This window comes from Candidatus Symbiobacter mobilis CR (assembly GCF_000477435.1).
GTDB lineage: Bacteria > Pseudomonadota > Gammaproteobacteria > Burkholderiales > Burkholderiaceae_C > Rhodoferax > Rhodoferax mobilis.
Genome location: NC_022576.1, coordinates 133,525 through 155,372 on the forward strand (window position 1 = coordinate 133,525; position 21,848 = coordinate 155,372).

Consider the following 21,848-nt stretch of genomic DNA (forward strand, 5'->3'; position numbering starts at 1 on the left):
TACACATGGATTCCATGCTCCCTGCAGTAACAGCCGATGCCTGGAAAAAGGCATTTGCGCATGACGGGCGCCAGAAATATCCGCAGCCCAAAACCCCCGCAGACATCTTGACAGAGGTACGACGTATCGCACAAAAACAGCGAGAAAACAGTGAAAAAGCTGGGGGAAAAACTGGGGGATATATTCCAGTGATTCCAGTGATTCTGAGAACCATCACTATCAGCGACAGTGGCATCAGCCATTCCGGATGTGGAGCGTAGAGCAGTAGACAGCCCGCACAGCAAAAGATAGAGAACTAGATAGAGAGCTATTAGGAACTCTTTCAAATCATTGTAGCCATCGGTTTTTTCGTTCTCGCGTAGCCCTTGTGAGGGCAGTGTGCCCGCTTTGTACGGGCTTTTTTTGGCATTTTTTGGAGATACGGCATGCAGGGCAAAGGGTTGTGCGGATCGTCACGGCTAGGCACAGGTAAGGGGTATGGAATGGCATCTCGGTGGGTATGGGAACGGTTCCGCTGGAGCATCGCGCCTTGCGCCGCAGCGTTTCTGCTGGCGTGTTCGCAGGGAACGGGACCTGAGCAGGGTGGGGGTGGCGGGCATCCCGTCGAAGTTGGGGTGCTTGCGCTGGCGCCCGTCGATGTGGGGGCCACGGTCGAGCTATCTGGCCGCTTGCAGGCTTCGCGAACGGCGCAGGTGCGCGCGCGCGTGGCTGGGATCGTAGAGCGTCGGCATTTCGTCGAAGGCGGCGATGTGCGCGCAGGCCAAGCGCTTTTCGACTTGGACGATAGCCTTTACCGCGCAACGCTGGCGAGTGCGCAGGCCACCTTGGCCAAGGCACAGGCCAACCTTGTGCAGGCGAGTGCGCGGCATGTCCGCTACAGCGCTTTGTCCCAAGCTCGGGTGGTGAGCGAGCAAGACCGGATCACTGTCGAATCCGCCCGCGATCAGGCCGTTGCGGATGTCGCCCTGGCACGTGCCGCCGTGGAAACCGCACGCATTCAGCTTGGCTACGCGCACATCACGGCGCCGATTGCGGGGCGCATCGGTAGGGCGTTGGTGACGGAGGGAGCGCTTGTTGGGCAGGGGGACGCCACCCCGCTTGCGCTGATCCAGCAAATCGACCCCCTGTATGTCGATTTTTCCGATGCTGCCGTGCCGGGGATGGTGGGGCGCTCTGCCCCCGGTTCCGGGCAAGAGGTACGTGTGCTGTTGGAAGACGGAAGCGCGTACCAGGCCCGGCTGCTTTTTGCGGAGGCTGCCGTAGACCCCGGCAATGGCCAAGTGGCCCTGCGTGCCGTCGTCCCCAATCCGCAAGGGGTGTTGCTGCCTGGGATGTATGTGCGGGTGCAGCGAGAACGGGAGATGTTGCGCGGCGTGTTTTTGCTCCCCCAGCAGGCGGTGACGCGCTCGCCACAGGGCGATACCGTGATGGTCGTCGCGCAGGATGGCAAGGTGTCGCAGCGCACGGTGCGCATTGACCGTACCGATGGACAGCACGCAGGGCAATGGATCGTGCGCGAGGGAGTGCGGGCAGGGGAGCAAGTCGTCGTCGACGGCTTCCAGAAACTGCGCGGGGCGACGGTCGTCCAGCCCGTTCCCTGGAAGGCGGCGTCGGCATCGGCACCCTCATCGGCACCCTCATCGGCACCGGCGGCGGTAACGCGGCCTGCGTCTTCCGCATCGGCGGGAGGGTAAGCGCATGGCCCACTTCTTTATCGACCGGCCCATCTTCGCGTGGGTCATCGCTTTGTTCCTGCTGGTGGCGGGGACGGTGTCCATCACCCAGTTGCCGATTGCGCAATATCCGCCCGTGGCACCGGCGACGATCGTCGTCTCCGCAACCTACCCCGGTGCCTCGGCCAAAACGCTCGACGACAGCGTACTGTCGATCATCGAGCAGGAAATGAACGGCGCGCCGGGGCTGGTGTATATGGAATCTGCCGCGCAGGCCAATGGAACCGGCAGCATCACGCTGAGCTTTCAACCCGGCACGAATGCCGACCTGGCGCAGGTGGATGTGCAAAACCGCCTTGCCCGCGCAACCCCGCGACTGCCGAGTGCAGTGACCCAGCAAGGGGTGCGGGTGGACAAGGCGCGTGGCAATTTCCTACTGTTCACGATCCTGTCTTCGGACAACCCTGCCGTCGATCCCGTTGCGCTCGGCGACTACGCAGCGCGCAGCATCGTGCCCGAGTTGCAGCGCCTTCCCGGCGTGGGGCAGGCACAGCTTTTCGGCACAGAGCGGGCGATGCGGGTGTGGATCGACCCCGCCAAGCTCGTCGGGCTGCGGCTATCGATGGCGGAGGTGTTGGCGGCGATTCGCGCCCAAAACGTCCAGGTGCCTGCGGGGGAAGTCGGCGCTCTGCCCGCCTTGGCCGGGCAAGGCACGGCTGCGGCAGTCGTCGTGGTCGGGCAGCTTGGCGATGTGGAGCAGTTTGAACGCATCGTGCTGCGGGCGAACCCGGATGGCTCGCACATTCGGCTGCGGGATGTGGCGCGTGTCGAGCTGGGCGCGCAGGCGTATGCAACATCGGCGCGGCTGAATGGGCAGCCTTCCGTGGGGATTGGCGTACAGCTTGCCCCCAGCGGCAACGCGCTGGCGACGGCGCAGGCCGTGCGGGAGCGGATGACCGCATTGCAAGCCTACTTTCCGCAAGGGGTGCGCTGGTCGATTCCCTACGACAGCTCGCGCTTCGTGGCCACCTCGCTGCAGCAGGTGCTGCACACGCTGGTCGAGGCGGTTGCGCTGGTGTTTCTGGTGATGTTTCTGTTTTTGCAGAACTGGCGCTATACGCTGATCCCCACGCTGGTCGTTCCCATCACCCTGCTGGGAACGTGTACGGCGTTGCTGGGGATGGGTTTTTCGATCAATGTTTTGACGATGTTCGCGATGGTGCTGGTGATCGGCATCGTCGTTGATGACGCGATCGTTGTTGTCGAGAACGTCGAGCGGATCATGAGCGAGGAAGGACTGCCGCCGCCGGAAGCCACGCGCAAGGCGATGGGGCAGATTTCCGGCGCTGTGGTGGGGGTAACGGTGGTGCTGATTTCGGTCTTCGTTCCGCTGGCATTTTTTCAGGGGTCGATGGGGAATATCTACCGGCAGTTTTCTGCCGTGATGGGGGTGTCGATCGCGATTTCGGCGTTTTTGGCGTTGTCGTTTACGCCGGCGTTGTGCGCGTCGCTGTTGCAGCCCGTGCAGGCGGGGCACCATCTGGCGCGCAGCGGGTTCTTCGGGCGGTTCAACCGGGGTTTTTCGCGGGTGGCGCGGTCGTATGAACGGGGCGTTGCGCGGTTGTTCCCGCGTGCGGGGCGGACGTTGGCGGTGTACCTGGCCATCGCCATTGCTGCATGGTGGATGTACCACCGCCTGCCCTCGGCCTTTCTGCCGGACGAAGACCAGGGCAACGTGCTCGTCAACGTGCAACTGCCTGCCGGGGCGACGAAGGAGCGTGCGTTGGCGGTGATCGAGCGGGTCGAGAAGTACATGCTCGAACAGCCGCAGGTGGAAGGGATCGTGACGGTGCTGGGGTATAGCTTTTCGGGGCAGGGGCAGAACGCCGCGCTGGCGTTTGTCACGCTCAAGGACTGGGCGCAGCGCCCGGGATCGGAGAACTCGTCGCAATCGCTGGCGGGGCGGGCGTTTGGGGCGCTGGCCGACATTCGCGATGCGTCGATCTTCCCGCTGAACCCGCCGCCGATACCGGAGCTGGGGTCGTCGTCCGGGTTCAGCCTGCGCTTGCAGGACCGGGGCGGGCGGGGGCACGATGCGCTGCTGAGCGCACGCAACCGGCTGCAGGAATTGGCAGGGTCAAGCAAACTGGTGATGCATGTGCGCTCCGACGGGCTGGAAGACGCGCCGCAGTTGCAGATCGACATCGACCGGGACAAAGCGGGTGCGCTGGGGGTGGACATCGACACCCTACATGCCACGCTATCGGCACTGCTGGGGTCGAGCTACGTCAACGACTTTCCGAACGCGGGGCGGATGCAGCGGGTGATCGTGCAAGCCGATGCGCTGGCGCGGATGCAGGGGGAAGACGTGTTGCGGTTCCACGTTCCCAACCGTTCTGGGCAATTGGTGCCGTTGTCATCGGTGGCGACGACGAAGTGGGTGACGGGGATGATGCAGGCGGTGCGGTACAACGGCTACCCGGCGATGCGAATCAGCGGGCAGGCTGCTGCGGGCTACAGCACGGGCGATGCGATGGCGGAGATGGAACGACTGGCCGCGCAACTGCCGGAGGGGATGGGGATTGAGTGGACGGGCACCTCGCGCGAGGAAAAAGTGGCCGGATCGCAAGCGGCATTGCTGTACGGGTTTGCGGTGCTATCGGTGTTTTTGTGCTTGGCTGCGCTGTACGAAAGCTGGAGCATCCCCGTTGCGGTGGTGCTGGTCGTCCCGCTGGGGGTATTCGGGGTGATTCTGGCGACCTTGCTGCGCGGGTATACGAATGACGTGTACTTTCAGGTGGGGCTGGTGACGATCATCGGCCTATCCGCCAAAAACGCGATTCTGATCATTGAATTTGCAAAAGACTTGCACGCCCAAGGCAAGGCGGTGATCACAGCGGCGCTGGAAGCCGCGCACCTGCGATTCCGCCCGATCGTGATGACATCGCTGGCATTCACGCTCGGCGTACTGCCATTGGCTTTGGCGACGGGAGCCGGTTCCGCAAGCCAGCGTGCCATTGGCACCGGAGTAATTGGCGGAATCATTGCGGGGACAACACTGGCGGTAGTATTTGTGCCGATATTTTTTGTTGTAGTGCGGACATTGCTGCCGGATACAGCGCGGCAAAGGGAGATCCATGCACAACAAGCGGCGCATATGGGAGTGCATGCGCCGGTGGGGGGGGATGGGGAGGGGGAGTGATGGGGAAAATTCCAGCATACGTGGCTGTGCTGCGCTGGAGCTTGCATTGATGGTTGATTGTGCTGACGGGATTGAGGATGGATACATCAGTGAAAAGCATTGGAAAGTCGAGCTGGCTGGCATGGTCTACCTGATGCTGATTCGATGTCCATTTCGAAACTGGCTCATGCGTAGAATTTCAGACTGATGCAGGATATCCTCTAGATTGAAACTCATGGAGTAGTGGATAGCATTGTGAATGCGCAGCTTTATTCGGAGATTATTATCTATGACGAAGCCTATCACAACACTCGTGGACAAGCAGAAAAAGTTTGTCAGCAGCAATGGGCAAATAAATATTTGGAATTTTGGTTTTCTAACAGGAATATACCGTTCAAGAAACCACTTTACGAAATAGCTTGCAGAGTGGGCGCGACAACATGGGCTGGTGTACTGCAACAATTGGCGCTTGAGCAGGAAAGTTACAAATCATTCATTCCGCCAAAAAAATGTCCAGTATGCGGAAATTACACAAAAATCCGTAAATTTAACTTTACAGAAATCAATGGTTGTTCTGGGTATGCAAATGGAGTCTGTCTGTATGGTAAAACATATTATTACCAAGAGACGCTAGCAAGAATTGACTTGATTGATAGATTCGTTCCCAGCGAGCTTAAAAATGAATTGATTTGTGAGTTATGCAAATCAGGACCCAACGGACTCCCTGATATCGTAGGGTTTGCCGACGGTGTATTGCATTTTTTGGAGGTAAAGGATATTTCTGAAAAATTAAGCCAAGAGCAGATTCGCTGGCTGAACTGGCTTGGAAAATACAAGGACGATGGGATGTCTTATCTAATACGAGTCACAAACAAATATCTTTATCCGCTTGCCGCAAGCCATAGACTGTAGATATCTGCGTAAGATAAATGTGACGACGCTTGTGCAAAGTGGACGAATGCGAACATCGATAATATGCTCTAGAACTTTTGCGCTATTTTGGATAATAACGCAAATTAAGTAAATATGTTTCGTAAATAATGAATATTACTGATATTATTGTTGCAATCCAAAGAAGTCTAGTTCGCATAACAGATCACGCTGATGAAGAAGCGGTAAATGATGATTTGGCGTTCGATGAAATTTATTACTCAGTAATAAAGGGTGAAATTATTGAAGATTATCCAAATGACAGGCCATACCCAAGCTGTCTTGTATTTGGTAAAAATTTTACTGGAGAACCTATTCATAGTGTATGGGGTTACAATCCAGATAATTTATGGGTTGTGTTACTTACAGTGTATCGTCCAGATCCAAAGCGCTGGATTGACTGGAAAATTAGGGTGAAAACATGAAACCATTTGAAAAATGTCCTGTCTGTAATGGTGAATTAGTAAATAAAAAGGTGGAGAAACTCTTGAGAAACGGTGGCAATACGGTTTCTATGATAGTAACTGCCGAAGTATGTCTTCACTGTGGTGAACGGCTATATGCAGAAGATGTAGTAGAATCTTTTGAAGAAATTCGTAGCAAATTAAGAAAAAATGAATTTACGCACTTCAAAATTCTTGGGCAGTCTTTCACTGTGGAAGCAAATTGGCCTAACAAAGCCATTCAGCCGACATCCTAACCAGCCGTTTTGCATGTGGTCAGCACGGGGCATGAGGGCTTCTGTCATTCTGAGAAATACTTATACAATGAAGTATGATTTGTAGTCTATCTTGCAATGGCAAACCTTCAAAAAGCGCTTGGAGCAGGAAATGCAAGAAATTGCAGCAGTGCGTAAACGGTTACCTGGCGGTCGGTTTTCTTCAACGTTAGAAGGTAAAGAAGAAGACGTGAGAGTATTGACAATCGAACAGACAAGATTGGAGGTGTCCAAAAAGATTGAGTCAAACAAAAAGTCACAGTTTGGCCAGTTTTTTACACCATCCAAGATTGCCATGTTTATGGCCAGCCTTTTCCCTGATGCCTATGGTAATTGCCGCTTACTCGATGCCGGGGCTGGGATTGGTTCTCTTTCTGATGCATTTTTAGAAAGGTGGCAGTTGGGCGGCTTTCATTTTCATCGCGTGGAATTGGATGCGTTTGAAATTGACGATTCCCTGAAAATTTATTTGCAAAATACTTTACATCGGCATCAAAACCGGCCAGAGTTTTCCGCAGTAATTCGAGTGGAAGATTTTATTCATGCTGCAACGGAAGCAATTGCTGGTAGTTTTTTTGCTTCAGTGATGCCACAATATACCCACGCGATTCTGAATCCGCCATATAAGAAGATCAATTCCGATTCAGCCCATCGGCTGGCATTGCGCACGGTTGGTATTGAGACAGTGAATCTGTATTCGGCCTTTGTCGCACTAGCCGTAGCACAGGCTGCACCAGGCGGCCAAATCGTCGCAATCATCCCGCGCAGCTTTTGCAATGGGCCGTACTACCGCCCGTTCCGCGATTTCATCCTTGAGCGTGCGGCCATTCGCCACATTCATCTTTTCGAGTCGCGCAACAAGGCTTTCCAGGATGACGAGGTACTCCAAGAAAACATCATCATTCGACTGGAGCGAGGCGGAAAGCCTGGGCCAGTAACGATCACCACTTCGACGGACGACAGCTTCACCGACCTTGTTTCCCACGAACACTCGTTCGACCGGATCGTATTCCCGGACGATTCGGAACGATTCATCCATGTACCTACGTCGCTAGAGAAAAGCGCCATCGAGTTATCACCTGCCGTGCGCTACACGCTGGCCCATTTGGGTATCAAGGTATCAACCGGGCCTGTGGTGGATTTTCGTCTGAAAGAGCATTTGCGGGATATGCCAGAAGAAGGCGCCGTTCCTTTGGTTTATCCCGGCCACTTGGGTATCACTGGGGTAGTATGGCCCGTGCCAGGCTTGAAGAAGCCGAATGCGATTTTGCGCAATGATGTGACAGAAAAGTGGCTGTATCCCAATGGTTTTTATTGCGTAGTACGCCGGTTTTCATCCAAGGAAGAAAAGCGACGTGTGGTGGCAAGCGTGGTCGATCCATCGGCTTTTGGCAACCATACCGTGCTGGGTTTTGAGAATCACATCAACCTTTTTCACGAAAATAAACGTGGCTTGCCTGCATTGCTGGCAAGAGGGTTAGCTATGTATCTCAACACTACTGCCGTGGACGACAGCTTCCGGCGCTTCAACGGTCATACGCAGGTCAATGCAACCGACCTTATGCTGATGAAGTATCCAAGTCGTGAGGCGCTCATCGATTTGGGCAAATGGGTCCAACAACACAGCGAAATTACACAAGACATGATTGACGAACAATTCCGGAAACTGATTGCATGACTGACAAGATCAGGGACTACATCAAGGCCGCCCACCAGATGATTGTTTCTCTTGGCCTACCCCGGGCGCAGCAAAACGAGCGATCCGCCTTCGCTTTGCTGGCCTTGCTAAACCTTACGCCGGGCAAACCATGGTCACAGGCAGAGAACCCGCTTCTTGGCATCACGCCAATCATGGATTGGGTTCGGGAGCACTATGGCAAGGAATACGCGCCGAATACCCGCGAGACGTTCCGACGCCAGACCATGCACCAGTTCTGCGATGCGGGCGTGGCCCTCTACAACCCGGACAAGCCCGACCGCCCGGTGAATAGCCCGAAAGCGGTGTATCAGATGGAACCAGCAGCGCTGAAGTTGTTGCGCAGCTTTGGCACGCTGCAGTGGCACGACAACCTCATCGCCTACTTGGCCGAGCGTGCAACACTTGTCGCCAAGTACGCCAAAGAGCGCGAACAGCATCGCATCCCGGTGGCGATTGCACCGGGTAAGACCATCACCCTCAGTCCGGGTGAACATAGCGAGTTGATCCGGGCCATCATGGAGGACTTTGCGCCCCGCTTTGCACCGGGTAGCGTGCTGGTCTATGCAGGGGACACTGGGGAAAAGTGGGGGTACTTTGATGCCGCATTGCTGGCCGAGCTGGGAGTGGAAGTGGACGTGCATGGCAAGATGCCCGATGTAGTTTTGTATTTCACCGAGAAAAATTGGCTGCTGTTGTTGGAGTCCGTCACCAGTCACGGGCCAGTCGATGGGAAGCGCCATGCTGAACTCGCCAAGCTTTTCGCCGGTTCCAAGGCTGGGCTGGTTTTTGTGACTGCCTTTCCGAATCGTTCCGTTATGGGGCGCTACCTTGGAGAAATTGCATGGGAAACGGAGGTGTGGGTGGCGGATGCACCATCTCACCTCATTCACTTCGATGGGGTACGGTTTCTTGGCCCGTACCATGCGCCCTAACCCATTCGTGCCAGCGGGTGCGCTACAGCGCGTCGGCTTTATTCCAGGATTTCCAGGAGCACATACACAGGCGGAAACCTTGGAGGAACTACACAAAAAACTCCAGGAAGTCGTTGCCATGTTGCTGGAGGATGGCGAACCTATGTTGGAATCCGAATTTGTCGGAAAACAAAATGTTGTTGTGGCGTGCAACAGATGGGAAATTTTCCTATTCTCAAGCCTCGCGAATTCATCGCACTGCTTGCAGCATTGGGTTTTTCCGAAGTTCGGCAACGCGGTTCGCACCAAAAGTTTTGATCCACTAATGGAATGTGTACCACGGTGCCATGTCATTCAGGGAATGAAATATCGCAAATATTACTACGGCAAATTGCAAAATATATAGGCTTGACAGTGGATAAAAATTAATAAACAGGAAATACCGATACATAAAAATGGAAGCGAAGCCAATATTCGGGATTGTAAAAAAAAAACGAAAAGTGAGTGGTGGAACCCGTAGCGACCTTGGGCGACAATGTCGAGACACGTTTGCAAGTTTGACGAAAACTTGTCGCAAACAAGGGATTTCATTTTGGCGGTATTTGGAAGATCGCATCACACGAACTAATGCCATTCTGCGATTGGCGACGGGCATTCGTGCCTAATACACTACTGCAATTTTTCCATAACTTATTGAGAAGTTAGTTGAAAAAGGACTGTGATCGATTTATCGAGTATGGCGCTATATTTCTTCTTTAACAAGGAATTCCGTCAGACGCGGAAGAAGAATCAGCTCGTATCCAAGACATTGAGGTGTTTCGTACATGATAGACGCCCACTGCACCACAATATCTGATAAACCTATCCCAGAGTTTCGGAGCCGGATCATTCTGCTCTCACTATTCTCCGGGTTTGCAGCGAATATGGCTGGAGCGCTGCTTGCGATTTACGCCTCACTGTTTCCTGCTAATCCGGAAGTAGCTTTATTGCTGGATAACTATCAGCTATGGTTGCTAGTTATCCCATTTGGCAGTACAGCTTGCCTGTATATGCTATACGTGGCACCATTGTTTCGAGCAAAAGCTACGGTTGACACGTATCGTGGCAAGATCTTGGATTTTCCACTGTATTTCGTTTTCATCACGATCTTCGGCTGGCTTTCGAGTTTTTTCCAGGGTGTGATTCTCCTGTGGATCGTTGCTCCGCATCTTCCTTTTCGCGACATCTTGTTGGGAAATTTTGGGGTTTTTGGTATTTCATTCATCTCGATGGCAATTGGTTATTTTTTGTTTGAGTACTTGAATCGTACCTATTGGATACCAAAAATTTTTCAAAACCGGCTTGAATATTATAAAGACCAGTTCCAACCATCGATCCATGCAAAATTCCGTATCTACCATCTTGGTTTTTCGGTAGCGCCGATCATTTTTCTCGGCTGGATCATTGCTTGGATAGATAGTAATCATCAAATTATTTCTGATGCGCAGTATGCTTATATATTGATATTTATTATATTTATTATTGTCACCGGAACAAAAATTACAGGCATATTTTCTAGGTTGTTCCAGGTTCCGTTGTTGCAAGCCAGGGCAGCAACTGACCGCATTGCCGCAGGTGACTTCGACGTCAATGTCACTGTGCATTCTTGCGACGAGTTGGGGGTATTGGGAGAGCGAATCAATGACATGGCTGCCAATCTCAAGGGGAATGCAGCCCACATCCAACAACTTCATCAAGAACTAGAACAGACCCAGAGGGAAGTCATATTCACCATGGGAGCCATTGGTGAGTCGCGTAGCAAAGAGACAGGAAATCATGTTAAGCGGGTTGCTGAATACTCCTGCCTACTGGCCAAGGCATATAACCTGAGTATTGACCAGGCGGAGCTTCTAAAACAAGTCAGTCCGATGCATGACATTGGAAAGGTTGCCATTCCTGATGCCATCCTCAACAAGCCGGGTCGACTGAGTTCCGAGGAATTTGCAGTGATGAAGACTCACGCCAGCATCGGTTATGAGATGCTATGCCATAGCAGTCGGAAACTTCTGAAGGCCGCTGCCATAGTGGCCCACCAACATCACGAAAAGTTCGATGGAAGTGGATATCCAGTAGGTTTGGTTGGCGAGCAGATTCACATTTATGGCCGCATTACTGCGGTTGCCGATGTTTTTGATGCCCTGGGTAGTGCGAGGGTCTACAAACCTGCTTGGCGTGACGAGGATATATATGCATTGTTTCGTGAACAAAGTGGACGGCATTTCGATCCCCGGTTGATCGAACTATTTTTCGCCAACCTTGACGGTATTCTGACAATTCGCAAAAAATTTGCAGATATAGAAAATTACTAAACAATAATCAGAATTCAGGTTCTTCTCAGACATGCTCAGACGATGTCCCCCTGTATGTTCGACTAAACTATGTTACCATTCATCGAACCCCCGGATACGTGACCCGTTCTTCCGGTGGTGTGGGAGGAGGGAGCTGCGAGGTTTTTCCCTATCCCGATTAGCCATCATCAGGAGCATCCGTGCAGAAGATTGATATCAAGAAAGAACTAAAGCATCTTTACCAACCATCCGTAAAGGAAGTGGTTCAGGTTGAGGTACCAACCTTCCAGTTCCTCATGGTCGATGGTGAAGGTGATCCCAACACATCACAAGAATATGCCCAGGCAGTGGAAGCTCTATTCTCTGTTTCCTACACGGCAAAGTTCATTGTGAAAAAGGGGGCACAAGGAATGGACTACGCAGTCATGCCACTCGAGGGGCTTTGGTGGGCAGATGACATGTCTGCGTTTAGTACCAACGACAAGAAAATGTGGAAATGGACAATGATGATTATGCAGCCGTACTTCGTGGAAGATGTAGTCATTGAGGCTGCTATTTCCGAGGTCAAGATCAAGAAAGGCCTTCCGGCTATCGGAAAACTTCGGATGGAAAAGTTTTCGGAAGGTTTGTGCGCCCAAGTTCTTCACATTGGGCCATTTTCGGAAGAAGGGCCAACGATAGAGCGCCTCCATGGTTTTATCGACGCACGAACAGGCCGAGCTGGGAAGCACCATGAGATTTACCTAAGTGATATACGACGCACCGATCCAACGAAATGGAAAACAATCATCCGTCAACCCATGAAGTGATGGCTACCACTACATTTGAAGCGACCTGCGCAAAAAGCAGCGTCAGTGCCTCAACTTGACGATAGACTGCGCATTCGGAGACGAGGAGCTGGCCTTTCCTTTCAGCGATTTCGATGGTAAGGCATATTTATCACAATGTGAAATTTGCTTAGAATGTCAGAAAAATGTCTACGATGCGGTATGCAAGTCAGACGGACGGCGGCGACAGAGCGGCAGTAGCAACGATCGACGTGGATGACCGCCGACGGTTACTCTTTATGTGAGCTATCAGGAGGAAATGATGAGTACAGTACTTTGGGAAAATTATCTCCTCAATAATGGCGAGGTGGCATCTGATGAAAGTGATAAGTGGGCACTGTTCAAGCACGTTGACAAGCCCGACAAATTGGCGAGCGTAGCGGGGCTGGAGCCGTTTTCCAGTCTGCTTGATCAAACCGATATTCAACCCAGATAGTCCATGAGGCGCACCTTCGGTGCTGTTTGCGTGTAGGCGGCGCATTGGCGGCCATTTTTGCTCTTCTTCGTTGTTCATAGCGCAAGCTATGCACGCCTCAGTCAGGCCAAAACTGCCTCGCCACTGCATCCACCTGCCCTGCAAACCCTCATGGACTATCTGGGTTCAAGCGGGTCCATGCACTGTGTGCGTCGCTGACCACGTGTACCAGACGGGCAGGTCTTCCAGGTGTTTTTGCCGTTTATGCGGCACGGGGCAAAGAATTTCGGGGCCATCAATGCGCAGGTGTGACCGAACTTGGCACACTGCCTGGCCCCGTGGTGGGCACCGCGCAGGCTTCCAGGCTAATCAGGCTGGTGGGCACATTGGCAATGAGATCAAGCAGCTTGGCGTGCGTAACCTGGGGGCGCATCAGCACAGCTTGGCCAGTTTCGTCCACACCATGCGCAACAGTGACGTTTTTGGTCACGTCCATGCCTACGGTTACGATAGTCATGATCCCCTCGCACGCGAGGGTGGCGGAAAAGATTCGACCCTCGATCATGGCACGCAGTTGCCGTACCCCGCAACCCGGACAGCGTGCGGCTCGCTTGCGACGCGGAAGTCTTTGGCATTCGTTACAAAAATATTAATACAAATATAAATGTCATTACAACCAACGTTCTATCGGTATCCATTTCTAGGAAAAAATGCCCTCAGTAGTTCCAGTACATGAAATCGAATTTACGGCCATTCGCGCTCAAGGGCCAGGTGGTCAAAATGTAAATAAGGTTTCTAGTGCGGTTCAACTTCGATTTGATATTACAGCATCTTCGCTGCCAGAGGAAGTAAAAGAAAAGTTGCTTGCGCTTCCGGGAAAGAGAGTTAGTAAAGATGGAATATTGATAATCAAAGCGCAAACATCCAGAAATCAAGAAAATAATAGGATCAATGCAATTGTAAGACTAGAAAAAATTATTGCGGATGCGATGCATACACCAAGACCGCGCCGTCCGACGAAACCAACGTTTGCATCCAAGCAACGCCGACTGAAAGAGAAATTTCTCCGATCAGAAGTCAAAATGACCAGAAAGAAAACAGATGAAGATTAAAAACGGGAAGCTGCCTCAATAATTTATAGAAAATAATACAATTTTCGTGCAATTTATCAATAACATTTTATCATAAGAGTTTTACAAAACTAATAAATAATTATGGCCATCAAACCAAACTACCAATTTGAGAAACGTCAACGAGAATTAGACAAGAAAAAGAAAAAAACAGAAAAACTGCAAAAGAAATCGTTATCTACTGATGAACAAAAGAGTCCAAATTCAGTAGAAAAGATTCTATAAAAATAAATTCAGTTTTTTGGGGCAATCATGCCTGCAAGCCATTGCATTGTACAAGTGGATGTACGTGCGTGGAAGGTGACTGCAAACCAACTTTTGCAGTGAATGAAACGTTAGGAGTTGGCATGGAACTACACCGTAGCCTCCTGAAAGATGCAACCGAAAACGGTCTGCTCAGCGAGCAGCAGGCGGAACAGCTATGGCAGTTTCTGGCTGAGCGAGGAAAGGATACGCCAAGTTTTAGCTTTACACACGTTCTTTACTACCTTGGTGGTTTGATTGCCATTGGTGCAATGAGCATATTTATGACGCTCGGGTGGGAACGCTTCGGTGGATGGGGCTTATTTTTTATTGCGCTTGCCTATGCTGGTGCGGGCCTGTGGCTCACTGAGTTTTTTTTGTACCGCAGCCGCTTGCTAGTTCCAGCAGGCATCATGGCTACCTTTGTTGTCGTCCTCACACCCTTGGCGGTATATGGTCTGCAATCCGCACTGGGCTGGTGGGCCGAAGGGAAAGTTTTTCGTGAGTACCACACGCATATTGACTGGCGGTGGATATTGATGGAACTCGCCACGCTGGTGAGCGGCGTGGTCATGCTGTCGCGCTATCGCTTGCCGTTTTTGGTCATGCCCATTGCAGTAACGCTCTGGTACATCAGTATGGATTTGACTCCCTTTCTGTTCGGTGACACAGACTTGAGGTGGGAGTTGCGCAAATTCGTTTCGCTGTGGTGTGGCTTGCTGATCGTACTTCTCGCTTTCTGGGTGGATATTCGGACCCGGCATGACAAGGATTATGCATTTTGGCTTTATTTGTTTGGTGTTATTGCATTCTGGGGCGGATTATCGATGATGCACTCAGACAGTGAATTCAATAAATTTGTTTATTTATGCATAAACCTCCTATTGATCGCTGTAGGTGCAATGCTTTCGCGCAGGGTTTTTGCGGTGTTCGGTGGTCTGGGCGCAGCGGGCTATCTTGGGCATTTGGCCTACAGTGTATTTAAGAACAGCATGATATTCCCATTCATCCTGACAGTCATTGGCCTTGTGGTTATCTATCTTGGAATTATTTGGCAACGACGCGAGGAGATGATTAGTAGCAAGCTCCGTGAATTACTCCCTCTGCCAGTAAAAGAACTTATTGAGAGAAGGCATTGATTCGTGCAGTCGTTTGATGGATGCAAGTATTAATTCTATAGTGATGCCGTGTATGAAAAAGATAAAAACTGCCCCAGTCAAAACAACTGTTGCATCTGATATAGAAGAACCAACATCGCATAGAGATGCCTTTCCCATTGTGGGCATCGGGGCTTCGGCTGGGGGGCTGGCAGCTTTTGAGGCATTCTTTTCCGGCATGCCTGCGGATACCGAACCGGGGATGGCTTTTGTGCTGGTGCAGCACCTGGCTCCGGACCACAAGAGCATCCTCACCGACTTGATCCGGCGCTACACCCGCATGCAGGCTTTCGAGGTCGAGGACGGCATGCCAGTTCGGATCAACTGCGCCTACATCATCCCGCCCAATTTCGATATGGCGTTTTTGAACGGCGCACTGCAACTGCTGAAGCCTGTGGCACCGCACGGCCAGCGCATGCCCATCGATTTCTTTTTCCGGTCGCTGGCGCAGGACCAGCACGAGCGAGCCATTGGCGTGGTGCTCTCTGGCACTGGCAGTGACGGAACCTTGGGCTTGCGGTCCATCAAAGGCGAGGGTGGCATGGTCATGGCCCAGAACCCGGAATCCACCGAATATGACGGCATGCCGCGCAGCGCCATCGCTACGGGCCTGGTGGATTACGAACTGCCGCCGACCGAAATGCCCGCCCAGCTTATCGCTTATGCGACCCATGCCTTCGGCAAGCCGCCCCGGCCCGCGACCCCGACGCCCCGGGTGGAGAGCGCGCTGAAAAAAATCTTTGTCCATCTGCGCGCCCAGACTGGCCACGACTTTTCCCAGTACAAGCCTTCCACGATTCAGCGGCGCATCGAACGGCGCATGGCTGTGCATCAGTTGGTCAGCATGGACAGCTACGCCAAGTTCGTCCAGCAGACACCCGAGGAAGTGGATGCGCTGTTTCGCGACATGTTGATCGGCGTAACGAATTTCTTCCGCGACCCCGAAGCATTCAAGGCCCTGGAGGGGCAAGTCATCCCCAAGCTCTTTGCCGGCAAGGGCGCTGACGACGCCATTCGCGTCTGGGTGCCGGGCTGTTCCACCGGCGAGGAGGCATATTCCCTGGCAATTTTGCTGGCCGAGCGCCAGGAGGCGCTAAAACAGTGCTTCGACGTGCAGGTCTTTGCCACCGACATCGACAGCCACGCCGTTGCCGTGGCCCGCGTCGGCATCTATCCGGCATCCATAGCCGCCGACCTTACGCCGGAACGACTGGCGCGTTTTTTCACGATCGAGCCGGGCGGCGGTGCCTACCGGGTACACAAAAGCATCCGCGACTTGCTGGTTTTTGCCGAGCAGAATGTCATCAAGGACCCTCCCTTTTCCAAGCTCGACCTGATCAGTTGTCGCAACCTGCTGATTTATCTGGACGGGGAGTTGCAGAAAAAGCTGATCCCGCTGTTTCACTATGCCATGAACCCCGGCAGGTATCTCTTTCTGGGGACTTCGGAAACCGTGAGCGAGTTCGGCGGTCTCTTTGCCACCCTGGATCGCAAGCAGAAGATATTTCAGCGCAAGGAAGACTTTCTTGGCTCCCGGCGCGCAGGACTAGGCCGGTTGCTGCAGCCCATGATGGTCGTTGATGCGGCGACGCCGCAGACCGTCGGGAAGCAGCCGACTGCCAGCAAAAAACTACCGCTGCGCGAGCTGACCGAACAGGCTTTGTTGCAGCAGGTGGTGCAGGCCGGAGTGCTGGTCAACGCGCAGGGCGACATTTTTTATCTCCATGGCCGCACCGGCATGTATCTGGAGCCTGCCCCAGGTGAGAGCGGCCCCAACAACATTCTGAAAATGGCCCGGGAAGGATTGCGGAACGACCTGACCATTGCCCTGCACAAAGCCATGGCGACCGGGGACACAGTGTGCTGCCAGGGTTTGCGCGTCAAGACCAACGGTGAATTTACCGCCGTGAACCTGACGGTTCGCCCGGTGGCCGTTGCCCCGGCTTGCACCGAGCCTGGTCGAAGTACAGCGTTACCCCAGCCCCGGCTGTATCTGGTGATTTTGGAACCGACACAGGAACCGGTCATCCAGGGGCCAGTCGGCAAACCGTCATTGGAAGAACCGACGACCGTTGATGATGCCGACGCTCGCATCGCCGGGCTTAAGCAGGAGCTGCGGGCCAAGGAGGAGTATCTCCAGACCGCCAACGAAGAACTGGAGACCTCCAACGAAGAGCTGAAATCCTCCAACGAAGAGATGCAGTCGGTGAACGAGGAACTGCAATCCACCAATGAGGAGCTGGAGACTTCCAAGGAGGAGCTGCAATCGGTCAATGAGGAGCTGGCCACGGTCAACGCCGAGTTGCAAACCAAGGTGGCCGACTTGTCGCGGGCCATCAATGACATGAGCAACCTGCTGGCCGGAACCGGCATCGCCACGGTTTTCGTGGACCACCAAGTGCGCCTTTTGCGCTTCACCCCCGCCGCCACGAAAATCATCAACCTGATTCAGAGCGACATCGGCAGGCCGGTGGGCCACATTGTTTCCAACCTGCCCGGCTACGGCACGCTGATAGCGGATATCAAGGCGGTGCTCGATACCCTGATTCCCAGGGAGGCTGAAGTGCAGACCGCCGAGGGCCGGTGGTACCTTATGCGCATCCTGCCCTACCGCACCATGGACAACGTCATTGAGGGCGCGGTGCTCACCTTTGTAGACATCACGACGGCGCGAAAACTGCAAGATGTGCTGTGGTCGAACGAAGAAAGGCTGCGGGTCGTCCTCCAGAGTACGACGATCACCTTGAGCAATCAAGACGTGGGGCTGCGCTATACCTGGATTCATAACCCCAACCTCGGATTGAAGGGGGAACAGATCATCGGCAAAACCGACGCCGATCTTTTGTCTGTAGAGGATGCCGCCGTATTGACGGCCCTCAAGCAACAGGTGCTGGACAGCGGAAAAGGCCTGCGGCAAAAAGTATTGATGACTGTTGATGGCAAAGCCTTGGTGTATGACCTCACAATCGAACCGTTGCGCGATGCAGCCGGCTCGGTTGTCGGCCTTACTTGCGCATCCCTAGATGTCACCGGGCAGCAAGGCGGGGAGCCCCCCGCAGAAATCCATCAACACGAGGAAAAGCCATGCTAGACAAAAGGGAAAAATCCGGGCAGACGCCCGGCGATGCCGCAGCGATGCGCCAACAGGCCGAGGAGCAAGCCCGGTCGATCGAGTCGACCATCCAGTCCCCGCAAGCCCCCGAAGAAATTCAGCGGGTGTTCCACGAATTGCGGGTGCATCAGATTGAGCTGGAGATGCAAAACGAGGAGCTGCGCAGGGCACAGACAGAGATCGAAGCTGGGCGGGCGCGCTATTACGACCTCTATGACCTGGCCCCGGTGGGGTACTGCACGCTGTCCGAAAAGGGACTGATTCTGGAGGCCAACCTCACGGCAGCCACGCTGCTGGGCGTGTCTTGCGGCGCGATGGTAAAGCAACCGCTTTCCCGCTTTATCTTCAAGGAAGACCAAGACATCTACTACCTGCACCGTAAGAAGCTCTTTGAAAAGGGCGAACATCAGGAATGCGAACTGCGGCTGGTCCAGTCGGACGGTGCGCTATTTTGGGCTCATTTGACTGCAACGGCTACCCAGTCGGAAGATGGCGCGACGGTCTGCCGCGTAGTGCTGACCGACATTACCGAGCAGAAGAACGCAGAGGAAGAAATACAAAAACAACTCTGCGAAAAAGAGATTCTGTTGAGAGAAGTCCATCACCGTGTCAAAAACAATATTGCCAGTATTGAAAATCTTTTATCATTTCAGGCAGGGTCAACGGCGAATTCTGAAGTGTCCCTCGCACTTCAGGATGCTATTTCTCGTGTGCAAAGTATGCGCATTCTGTACGATAATCTATTGATGACAGATGATTATAATGAAATACCAATTCGCAGTTATACGGAAAACCTTATTGATTCATTTGTTGCGGTATTTATTTTAAAAAATAATATCACCATTGAAAGATATATTGCAAATTTTGAAATCAATTCCAATAAAGCAATTTCTATCGGAATTATTATCAATGAGCTTTTGACTAATATTATCAAATACGCATTCAAAGGCCGTGACAAAGGCGTAGTTTCTGTCTCTATTGATAAAATTGATAATACGGTAATTATTGTTATTCAGGATAATGGTATTGGTATGGATGAAAGTGTTATGAAAAACAAATTACCCGGGTTTGGGCTTACTATCGTTAAAATGCTGGTGAAGCATTTAAATGGAACATATAGTATTGTGAATGAAAATGGAACGAGGAATATTATAAAATTCAAAATATAGTTCTCATGCCACATGCTTCCCCCCGTCTATGGACTTCGGCAAACTATAGGTGGAATGCGTGGTATGTACAGATTAAATGATAATTTTGTAACTGCTCAATAGGTTATGGAGAGATAGCCGGAGATAGAAGAAGTGTATCAATCACGAACCAGAGCCGCCAATCGCGGGGTGGCATTCGTTCGTGTGATGCGATCTTCTCAATACTGCCAAAGCAACATCCATTTTTTGCGACATGTTTTCTTCAACCCAGATAGTCCATGAGGGTTTGCAGGGCAGGTGGATGCAGTGGCGAGGCAGTTTTGGGCTGAGTGCGACGTCCATGAGTGCGACGTCCATGTAAGGCGTTCATAGCTGGAGCTAGGAACAACGAAGAAGGGCAAAAATGGCCGCCCATGCGCCTCATGCCCGCAAACAGCACCGAAGGTGCGCCTCATGGACTATCTGGGTTCAAACTTGCAGACGTGTCTCGACATTGCCGCACGGGCAGTGTTACTGCAGTAGGCCTTTTTTTATCTCATACATGGCGGAATCAGCTTCCTTGAGAATCTGATCGGGGTCCATGTCGCCACCGAGAAACAACTTGATTCCAACGCTGGCTGACCCATGATGGTGGACATTGCCCAGTACGTAATCCGAATTCAAAGCGCTGTGAATCTTCTCGACAAAAGATTTTGCATACTGAGCAGCCTGCTCCGCGTCGGTGCTCAGTCTTGAGAGCAGCACAATAAACTCATCACCACCGAGCCGGGCTACAGTGTCTGATTGACGGACAATACTTTGCAATCGGTTGGCAACTTCGACCAGCATCTGATCGCCTGTATCGTGGCCGTAGTTGTCATTCAATTGTTTAAACTTGTTCAGGTCGATAAATAACACTGCCAAATAGTTGTTTTCACGCTTACCAAGATACAGCGCTTGTGTAAGCCGGTCTAGCAGCAGGCGGCGGTTGGGGAGCCGCGTGAGGGGGTCATGGAATGCCAAATGCCTTAAATCATCTTCCAGGCGTTTTCGTTCCGTCAAGTCGAAAAACTGAATCAATAAATGAACTTCGCCTTTCAGATGACTGGGCAGAATTCGGTACTCAAACCACACGTTTTTTCCAAATGTAGTGACGAGATGCGCTTCTCGCTGTTGTGGCTCCTGAAGTTTTAGGGCGGTCAGGCAATCGCCAAGCAGACTTGATACTTTCCACGAGGAAATATCGTAGAAATTCTGCGCCAGTAAGTCTTCACGTGTTGCCCCAACAAATTTGGCATAAGCCTCATTAGCCAAGACGCATTGGCCACTTTCGACATAGACACCAATCGGAATTGGTGAGTTGATCAGCATGCTTTCATTGAAATTGAGTGCCTCAGATAGATTTTCTGTGCGTTCAAGCAACTGGATCTCTAGTTCCTTGCGCTTGGCAACTTCTTGCCGCAAGTGATGATTCCAGAAGGCAAATGATGCGAGCAATAACATTGTCACGCCCAGTACCTGCCAGATAAGTGTGTAATCGATTTCCTCGACAAATGTGAATGTCGTCCAGCGTTTTGAAATTGCTGATCGATCGTCATGCGAGAGCGAGACGATTGCAGTATCGAATGCATTTTTCAGGTCTGGTAAATCCTTGCGCACTGCAATGGAAATCGGATAAGCATAGTCCAGCTTGCCAATAATTTTTAGGTTTCGCAACAGCCAACCATAATCGCTAACCAGCGCATCGAGAGGTGTCACATGAGCATATACCCGGTCAGCCATGATCGTATCCATTGATTCATTGGCAGTTTCGACGTATTTCTGCCGGATGCTCGGATAATCGCGAGCGATCCACTGCATGATTGCACCGCTCTTTGGCCCGGAAATGGTCTTTCCGGAAAGGCTGCTCAATGAACCGATGAATGGTCGATCCGGTTTAGCGATCAAAACGTGAACCATGTCGAAATAAGGCACCGTAAAGTCGAGGTATTGTTCCCGCTCAGCAGTTTTCACTGCGCCAACGAGGAAGTCGCAGTCGCCACGTTTGACGGCATCTAGCGCATCTGTCCATGTGAGAGTCTGATGGGGTACAACGTGAATTCCGAGCCGCTCAGCGAATAATTGCAGATAATCTCCAAAAATACCCTTTTGTTGACCGCTGTCGGCATAGTCATAGGGGCGCCAGGCGGGGTTGAAGCAATACACGAATGTTCGTCCCGTCAATACGTCTGCAGAATTTCCCGAGGATGCAGCCTGCCCTGGGGATGCGGCATTACAGGCCGTACAATATAGCCAAAGCATAACGGCCAGGGGATAGTGCCGAATCGACATGGTCTGATTTTGTTTCGTCACAGCGTAGAAGGGGAAGTGGTTGAGGGAATGTTGACTATATCAGCAC

Annotated in this window: 19 protein-coding genes; 17 read left to right on the forward strand and 2 right to left on the reverse strand. The window is 52.4% G+C overall.

Translation table 11 applies throughout. From position 1 onward, the window contains the following. Window positions 1–5 precede the first annotated feature (5 nt). The 12 genes from CENROD_RS13405 to CENROD_RS14450 all read left to right on the forward strand — a co-directional run bounded on the left by CENROD_RS13405 (window position 6) and on the right by CENROD_RS14450 (window position 12,702). Window positions 6–260, forward strand: a complete 255-nt coding sequence (locus CENROD_RS13405) for a hypothetical protein (RefSeq protein ID WP_022771103.1) — start codon at window positions 6–8, stop codon at window positions 258–260. A gap of 222 nt (window positions 261–482) precedes the next feature. Next, the gene (locus CENROD_RS00590; protein ID WP_051360259.1) at window positions 483–1,694 is read left to right on the forward strand and encodes an efflux RND transporter periplasmic adaptor subunit; all 1,212 of its coding nucleotides are present in this window, start codon (window positions 483–485) and stop codon (window positions 1,692–1,694) included. A 4-nt stretch (window positions 1,695–1,698) separates the two neighbouring features. Continuing rightward, entirely contained in the window at window positions 1,699–4,875 is a 3,177-nt protein-coding gene (locus CENROD_RS00595) for an efflux RND transporter permease subunit (RefSeq protein ID WP_022771105.1), read from the forward strand. A 234-nt stretch (window positions 4,876–5,109) separates the two neighbouring features. Further along, window positions 5,110–5,766, forward strand: coding sequence for a VRR-NUC domain-containing protein (locus CENROD_RS13410; protein WP_151194553.1), 657 nt, complete (start codon window positions 5,110–5,112; stop codon window positions 5,764–5,766). A 128-nt stretch (window positions 5,767–5,894) separates the two neighbouring features. Next, window positions 5,895–6,209, forward strand: coding sequence for a DUF4258 domain-containing protein (locus CENROD_RS12870; RefSeq protein WP_022771108.1), 315 nt, complete (start codon window positions 5,895–5,897; stop codon window positions 6,207–6,209). Beyond that, window positions 6,206–6,484, forward strand: coding sequence for a YgiT-type zinc finger protein (locus CENROD_RS12875; RefSeq protein WP_022771109.1), 279 nt, complete (start codon window positions 6,206–6,208; stop codon window positions 6,482–6,484). Before CENROD_RS12870 ends, CENROD_RS12875 begins: the two co-directional genes overlap by 4 nt. Before the next feature lie 91 nt (window positions 6,485–6,575). Next, complete coding sequence (locus tag CENROD_RS00610) at window positions 6,576–8,180, forward strand: Eco57I restriction-modification methylase domain-containing protein (RefSeq protein ID WP_202961165.1); 1,605 nt, start codon at window positions 6,576–6,578, stop codon at window positions 8,178–8,180. Continuing rightward, complete coding sequence (locus CENROD_RS00615) at window positions 8,177–9,133, forward strand: BsuBI/PstI family type II restriction endonuclease (protein ID WP_022771111.1); 957 nt, start codon at window positions 8,177–8,179, stop codon at window positions 9,131–9,133. The genes CENROD_RS00610 and CENROD_RS00615 overlap by 4 nt, the downstream gene beginning before the upstream one ends. After that, window positions 9,123–9,518, forward strand: a complete 396-nt coding sequence (locus tag CENROD_RS14625) for a type II toxin-antitoxin system HicB family antitoxin (RefSeq protein WP_238551793.1) — start codon at window positions 9,123–9,125, stop codon at window positions 9,516–9,518. The genes CENROD_RS00615 and CENROD_RS14625 overlap by 11 nt, the downstream gene beginning before the upstream one ends. Before the next feature lie 517 nt (window positions 9,519–10,035). Further along, entirely contained in the window at window positions 10,036–11,460 is a 1,425-nt protein-coding gene (locus tag CENROD_RS12235) for an HD domain-containing phosphohydrolase (protein ID WP_202961167.1), read from the forward strand. A gap of 179 nt (window positions 11,461–11,639) precedes the next feature. Beyond that, the gene (locus CENROD_RS00630; protein WP_022771116.1) at window positions 11,640–12,248 is read left to right on the forward strand and encodes a GyrI-like domain-containing protein; all 609 of its coding nucleotides are present in this window, start codon (window positions 11,640–11,642) and stop codon (window positions 12,246–12,248) included. 325 nt (window positions 12,249–12,573) lie between these two features. Then, window positions 12,574–12,702, forward strand: coding sequence for a hypothetical protein (locus tag CENROD_RS14450; protein WP_274518146.1), 129 nt, complete (start codon window positions 12,574–12,576; stop codon window positions 12,700–12,702). Window positions 12,703–12,976: 274 nt separating this feature from the next. On the opposite strand, the gene CENROD_RS00640 is transcribed toward CENROD_RS14450, so the two are convergent. Next, a complete protein-coding gene (locus tag CENROD_RS00640; RefSeq protein WP_151194554.1) occupies window positions 12,977–13,198 on the reverse strand; it encodes a hypothetical protein in 222 nt (73 codons plus the stop codon). A 193-nt stretch (window positions 13,199–13,391) separates the two neighbouring features. On the opposite strand from CENROD_RS00640, the gene arfB reads away from it, so the two are divergent. From arfB to CENROD_RS12240, 5 genes are all read left to right on the forward strand, one after another. After that, window positions 13,392–13,793 carry an alternative ribosome rescue aminoacyl-tRNA hydrolase ArfB gene (arfB, locus tag CENROD_RS12885; RefSeq protein WP_022771120.1) on the forward strand — a complete coding sequence of 134 codons (402 nt, stop codon included), beginning with the start codon at window positions 13,392–13,394 and terminating at the stop codon, window positions 13,791–13,793. A gap of 102 nt (window positions 13,794–13,895) precedes the next feature. Beyond that, window positions 13,896–14,036 (forward strand): hypothetical protein, encoded by a 141-nt coding sequence (locus tag CENROD_RS14200; protein WP_022771121.1) that lies wholly within the window; start codon window positions 13,896–13,898, stop codon window positions 14,034–14,036. Window positions 14,037–14,158: 122 nt separating this feature from the next. Then, window positions 14,159–15,193: a hypothetical protein gene (locus CENROD_RS00645; protein WP_022771122.1), complete on the forward strand. Its 1,035-nt coding sequence runs from the start codon at window positions 14,159–14,161 to the stop codon at window positions 15,191–15,193. 100 nt (window positions 15,194–15,293) lie between these two features. Beyond that, a complete protein-coding gene (locus CENROD_RS00650; RefSeq protein WP_274518161.1) occupies window positions 15,294–18,302 on the forward strand; it encodes a chemotaxis protein CheB in 3,009 nt (1,002 codons plus the stop codon). Continuing rightward, a complete protein-coding gene (locus tag CENROD_RS12240) occupies window positions 18,296–19,492 on the forward strand; it encodes a sensor histidine kinase (RefSeq protein WP_022771124.1) in 1,197 nt (398 codons plus the stop codon). Before CENROD_RS00650 ends, CENROD_RS12240 begins: the two co-directional genes overlap by 7 nt. Window positions 19,493–19,981: 489 nt before the next feature. On the opposite strand, the gene CENROD_RS12245 is transcribed toward CENROD_RS12240, so the two are convergent. Continuing rightward, window positions 19,982–21,802 carry a diguanylate cyclase domain-containing protein gene (locus CENROD_RS12245; RefSeq protein ID WP_081699774.1) on the reverse strand — a complete coding sequence of 607 codons (1,821 nt, stop codon included), beginning with the start codon at window positions 21,800–21,802 and terminating at the stop codon, window positions 19,982–19,984. Window positions 21,803–21,848 lie beyond the last annotated feature (46 nt).

Coding starts and splice junctions, on each gene's coding strand:
- CENROD_RS12870 (WP_022771108.1), top strand. CDS start 5,895: ATGAATATTACTGATATTATTGTTGCAATCCAAAGAAGTCTAGTTCGC.
- CENROD_RS00645 (WP_022771122.1), top strand. CDS start 14,159: ATGGAACTACACCGTAGCCTCCTGAAAGATGCAACCGAAAACGGTCTG.
- CENROD_RS14200 (WP_022771121.1), top strand. CDS start 13,896: ATGGCCATCAAACCAAACTACCAATTTGAGAAACGTCAACGAGAATTA.
- arfB (WP_022771120.1), top strand. CDS start 13,392: ATGCCCTCAGTAGTTCCAGTACATGAAATCGAATTTACGGCCATTCGC.
- CENROD_RS13405 (WP_022771103.1), top strand. CDS start 6: ATGGATTCCATGCTCCCTGCAGTAACAGCCGATGCCTGGAAAAAGGCA.
- CENROD_RS12235 (WP_202961167.1), top strand. CDS start 10,036: ATGGCTGGAGCGCTGCTTGCGATTTACGCCTCACTGTTTCCTGCTAAT.
- CENROD_RS00595 (WP_022771105.1), top strand. CDS start 1,699: ATGGCCCACTTCTTTATCGACCGGCCCATCTTCGCGTGGGTCATCGCT.
- CENROD_RS12875 (WP_022771109.1), top strand. CDS start 6,206: ATGAAACCATTTGAAAAATGTCCTGTCTGTAATGGTGAATTAGTAAAT.
- CENROD_RS00615 (WP_022771111.1), top strand. CDS start 8,177: ATGACTGACAAGATCAGGGACTACATCAAGGCCGCCCACCAGATGATT.
- CENROD_RS00590 (WP_051360259.1), top strand. CDS start 483: ATGGCATCTCGGTGGGTATGGGAACGGTTCCGCTGGAGCATCGCGCCT.
- CENROD_RS12240 (WP_022771124.1), top strand. CDS start 18,296: ATGCTAGACAAAAGGGAAAAATCCGGGCAGACGCCCGGCGATGCCGCA.
- CENROD_RS14625 (WP_238551793.1), top strand. CDS start 9,123: ATGCGCCCTAACCCATTCGTGCCAGCGGGTGCGCTACAGCGCGTCGGC.
- CENROD_RS00640 (WP_151194554.1), bottom strand. CDS start 13,198: ATGACTATCGTAACCGTAGGCATGGACGTGACCAAAAACGTCACTGTT.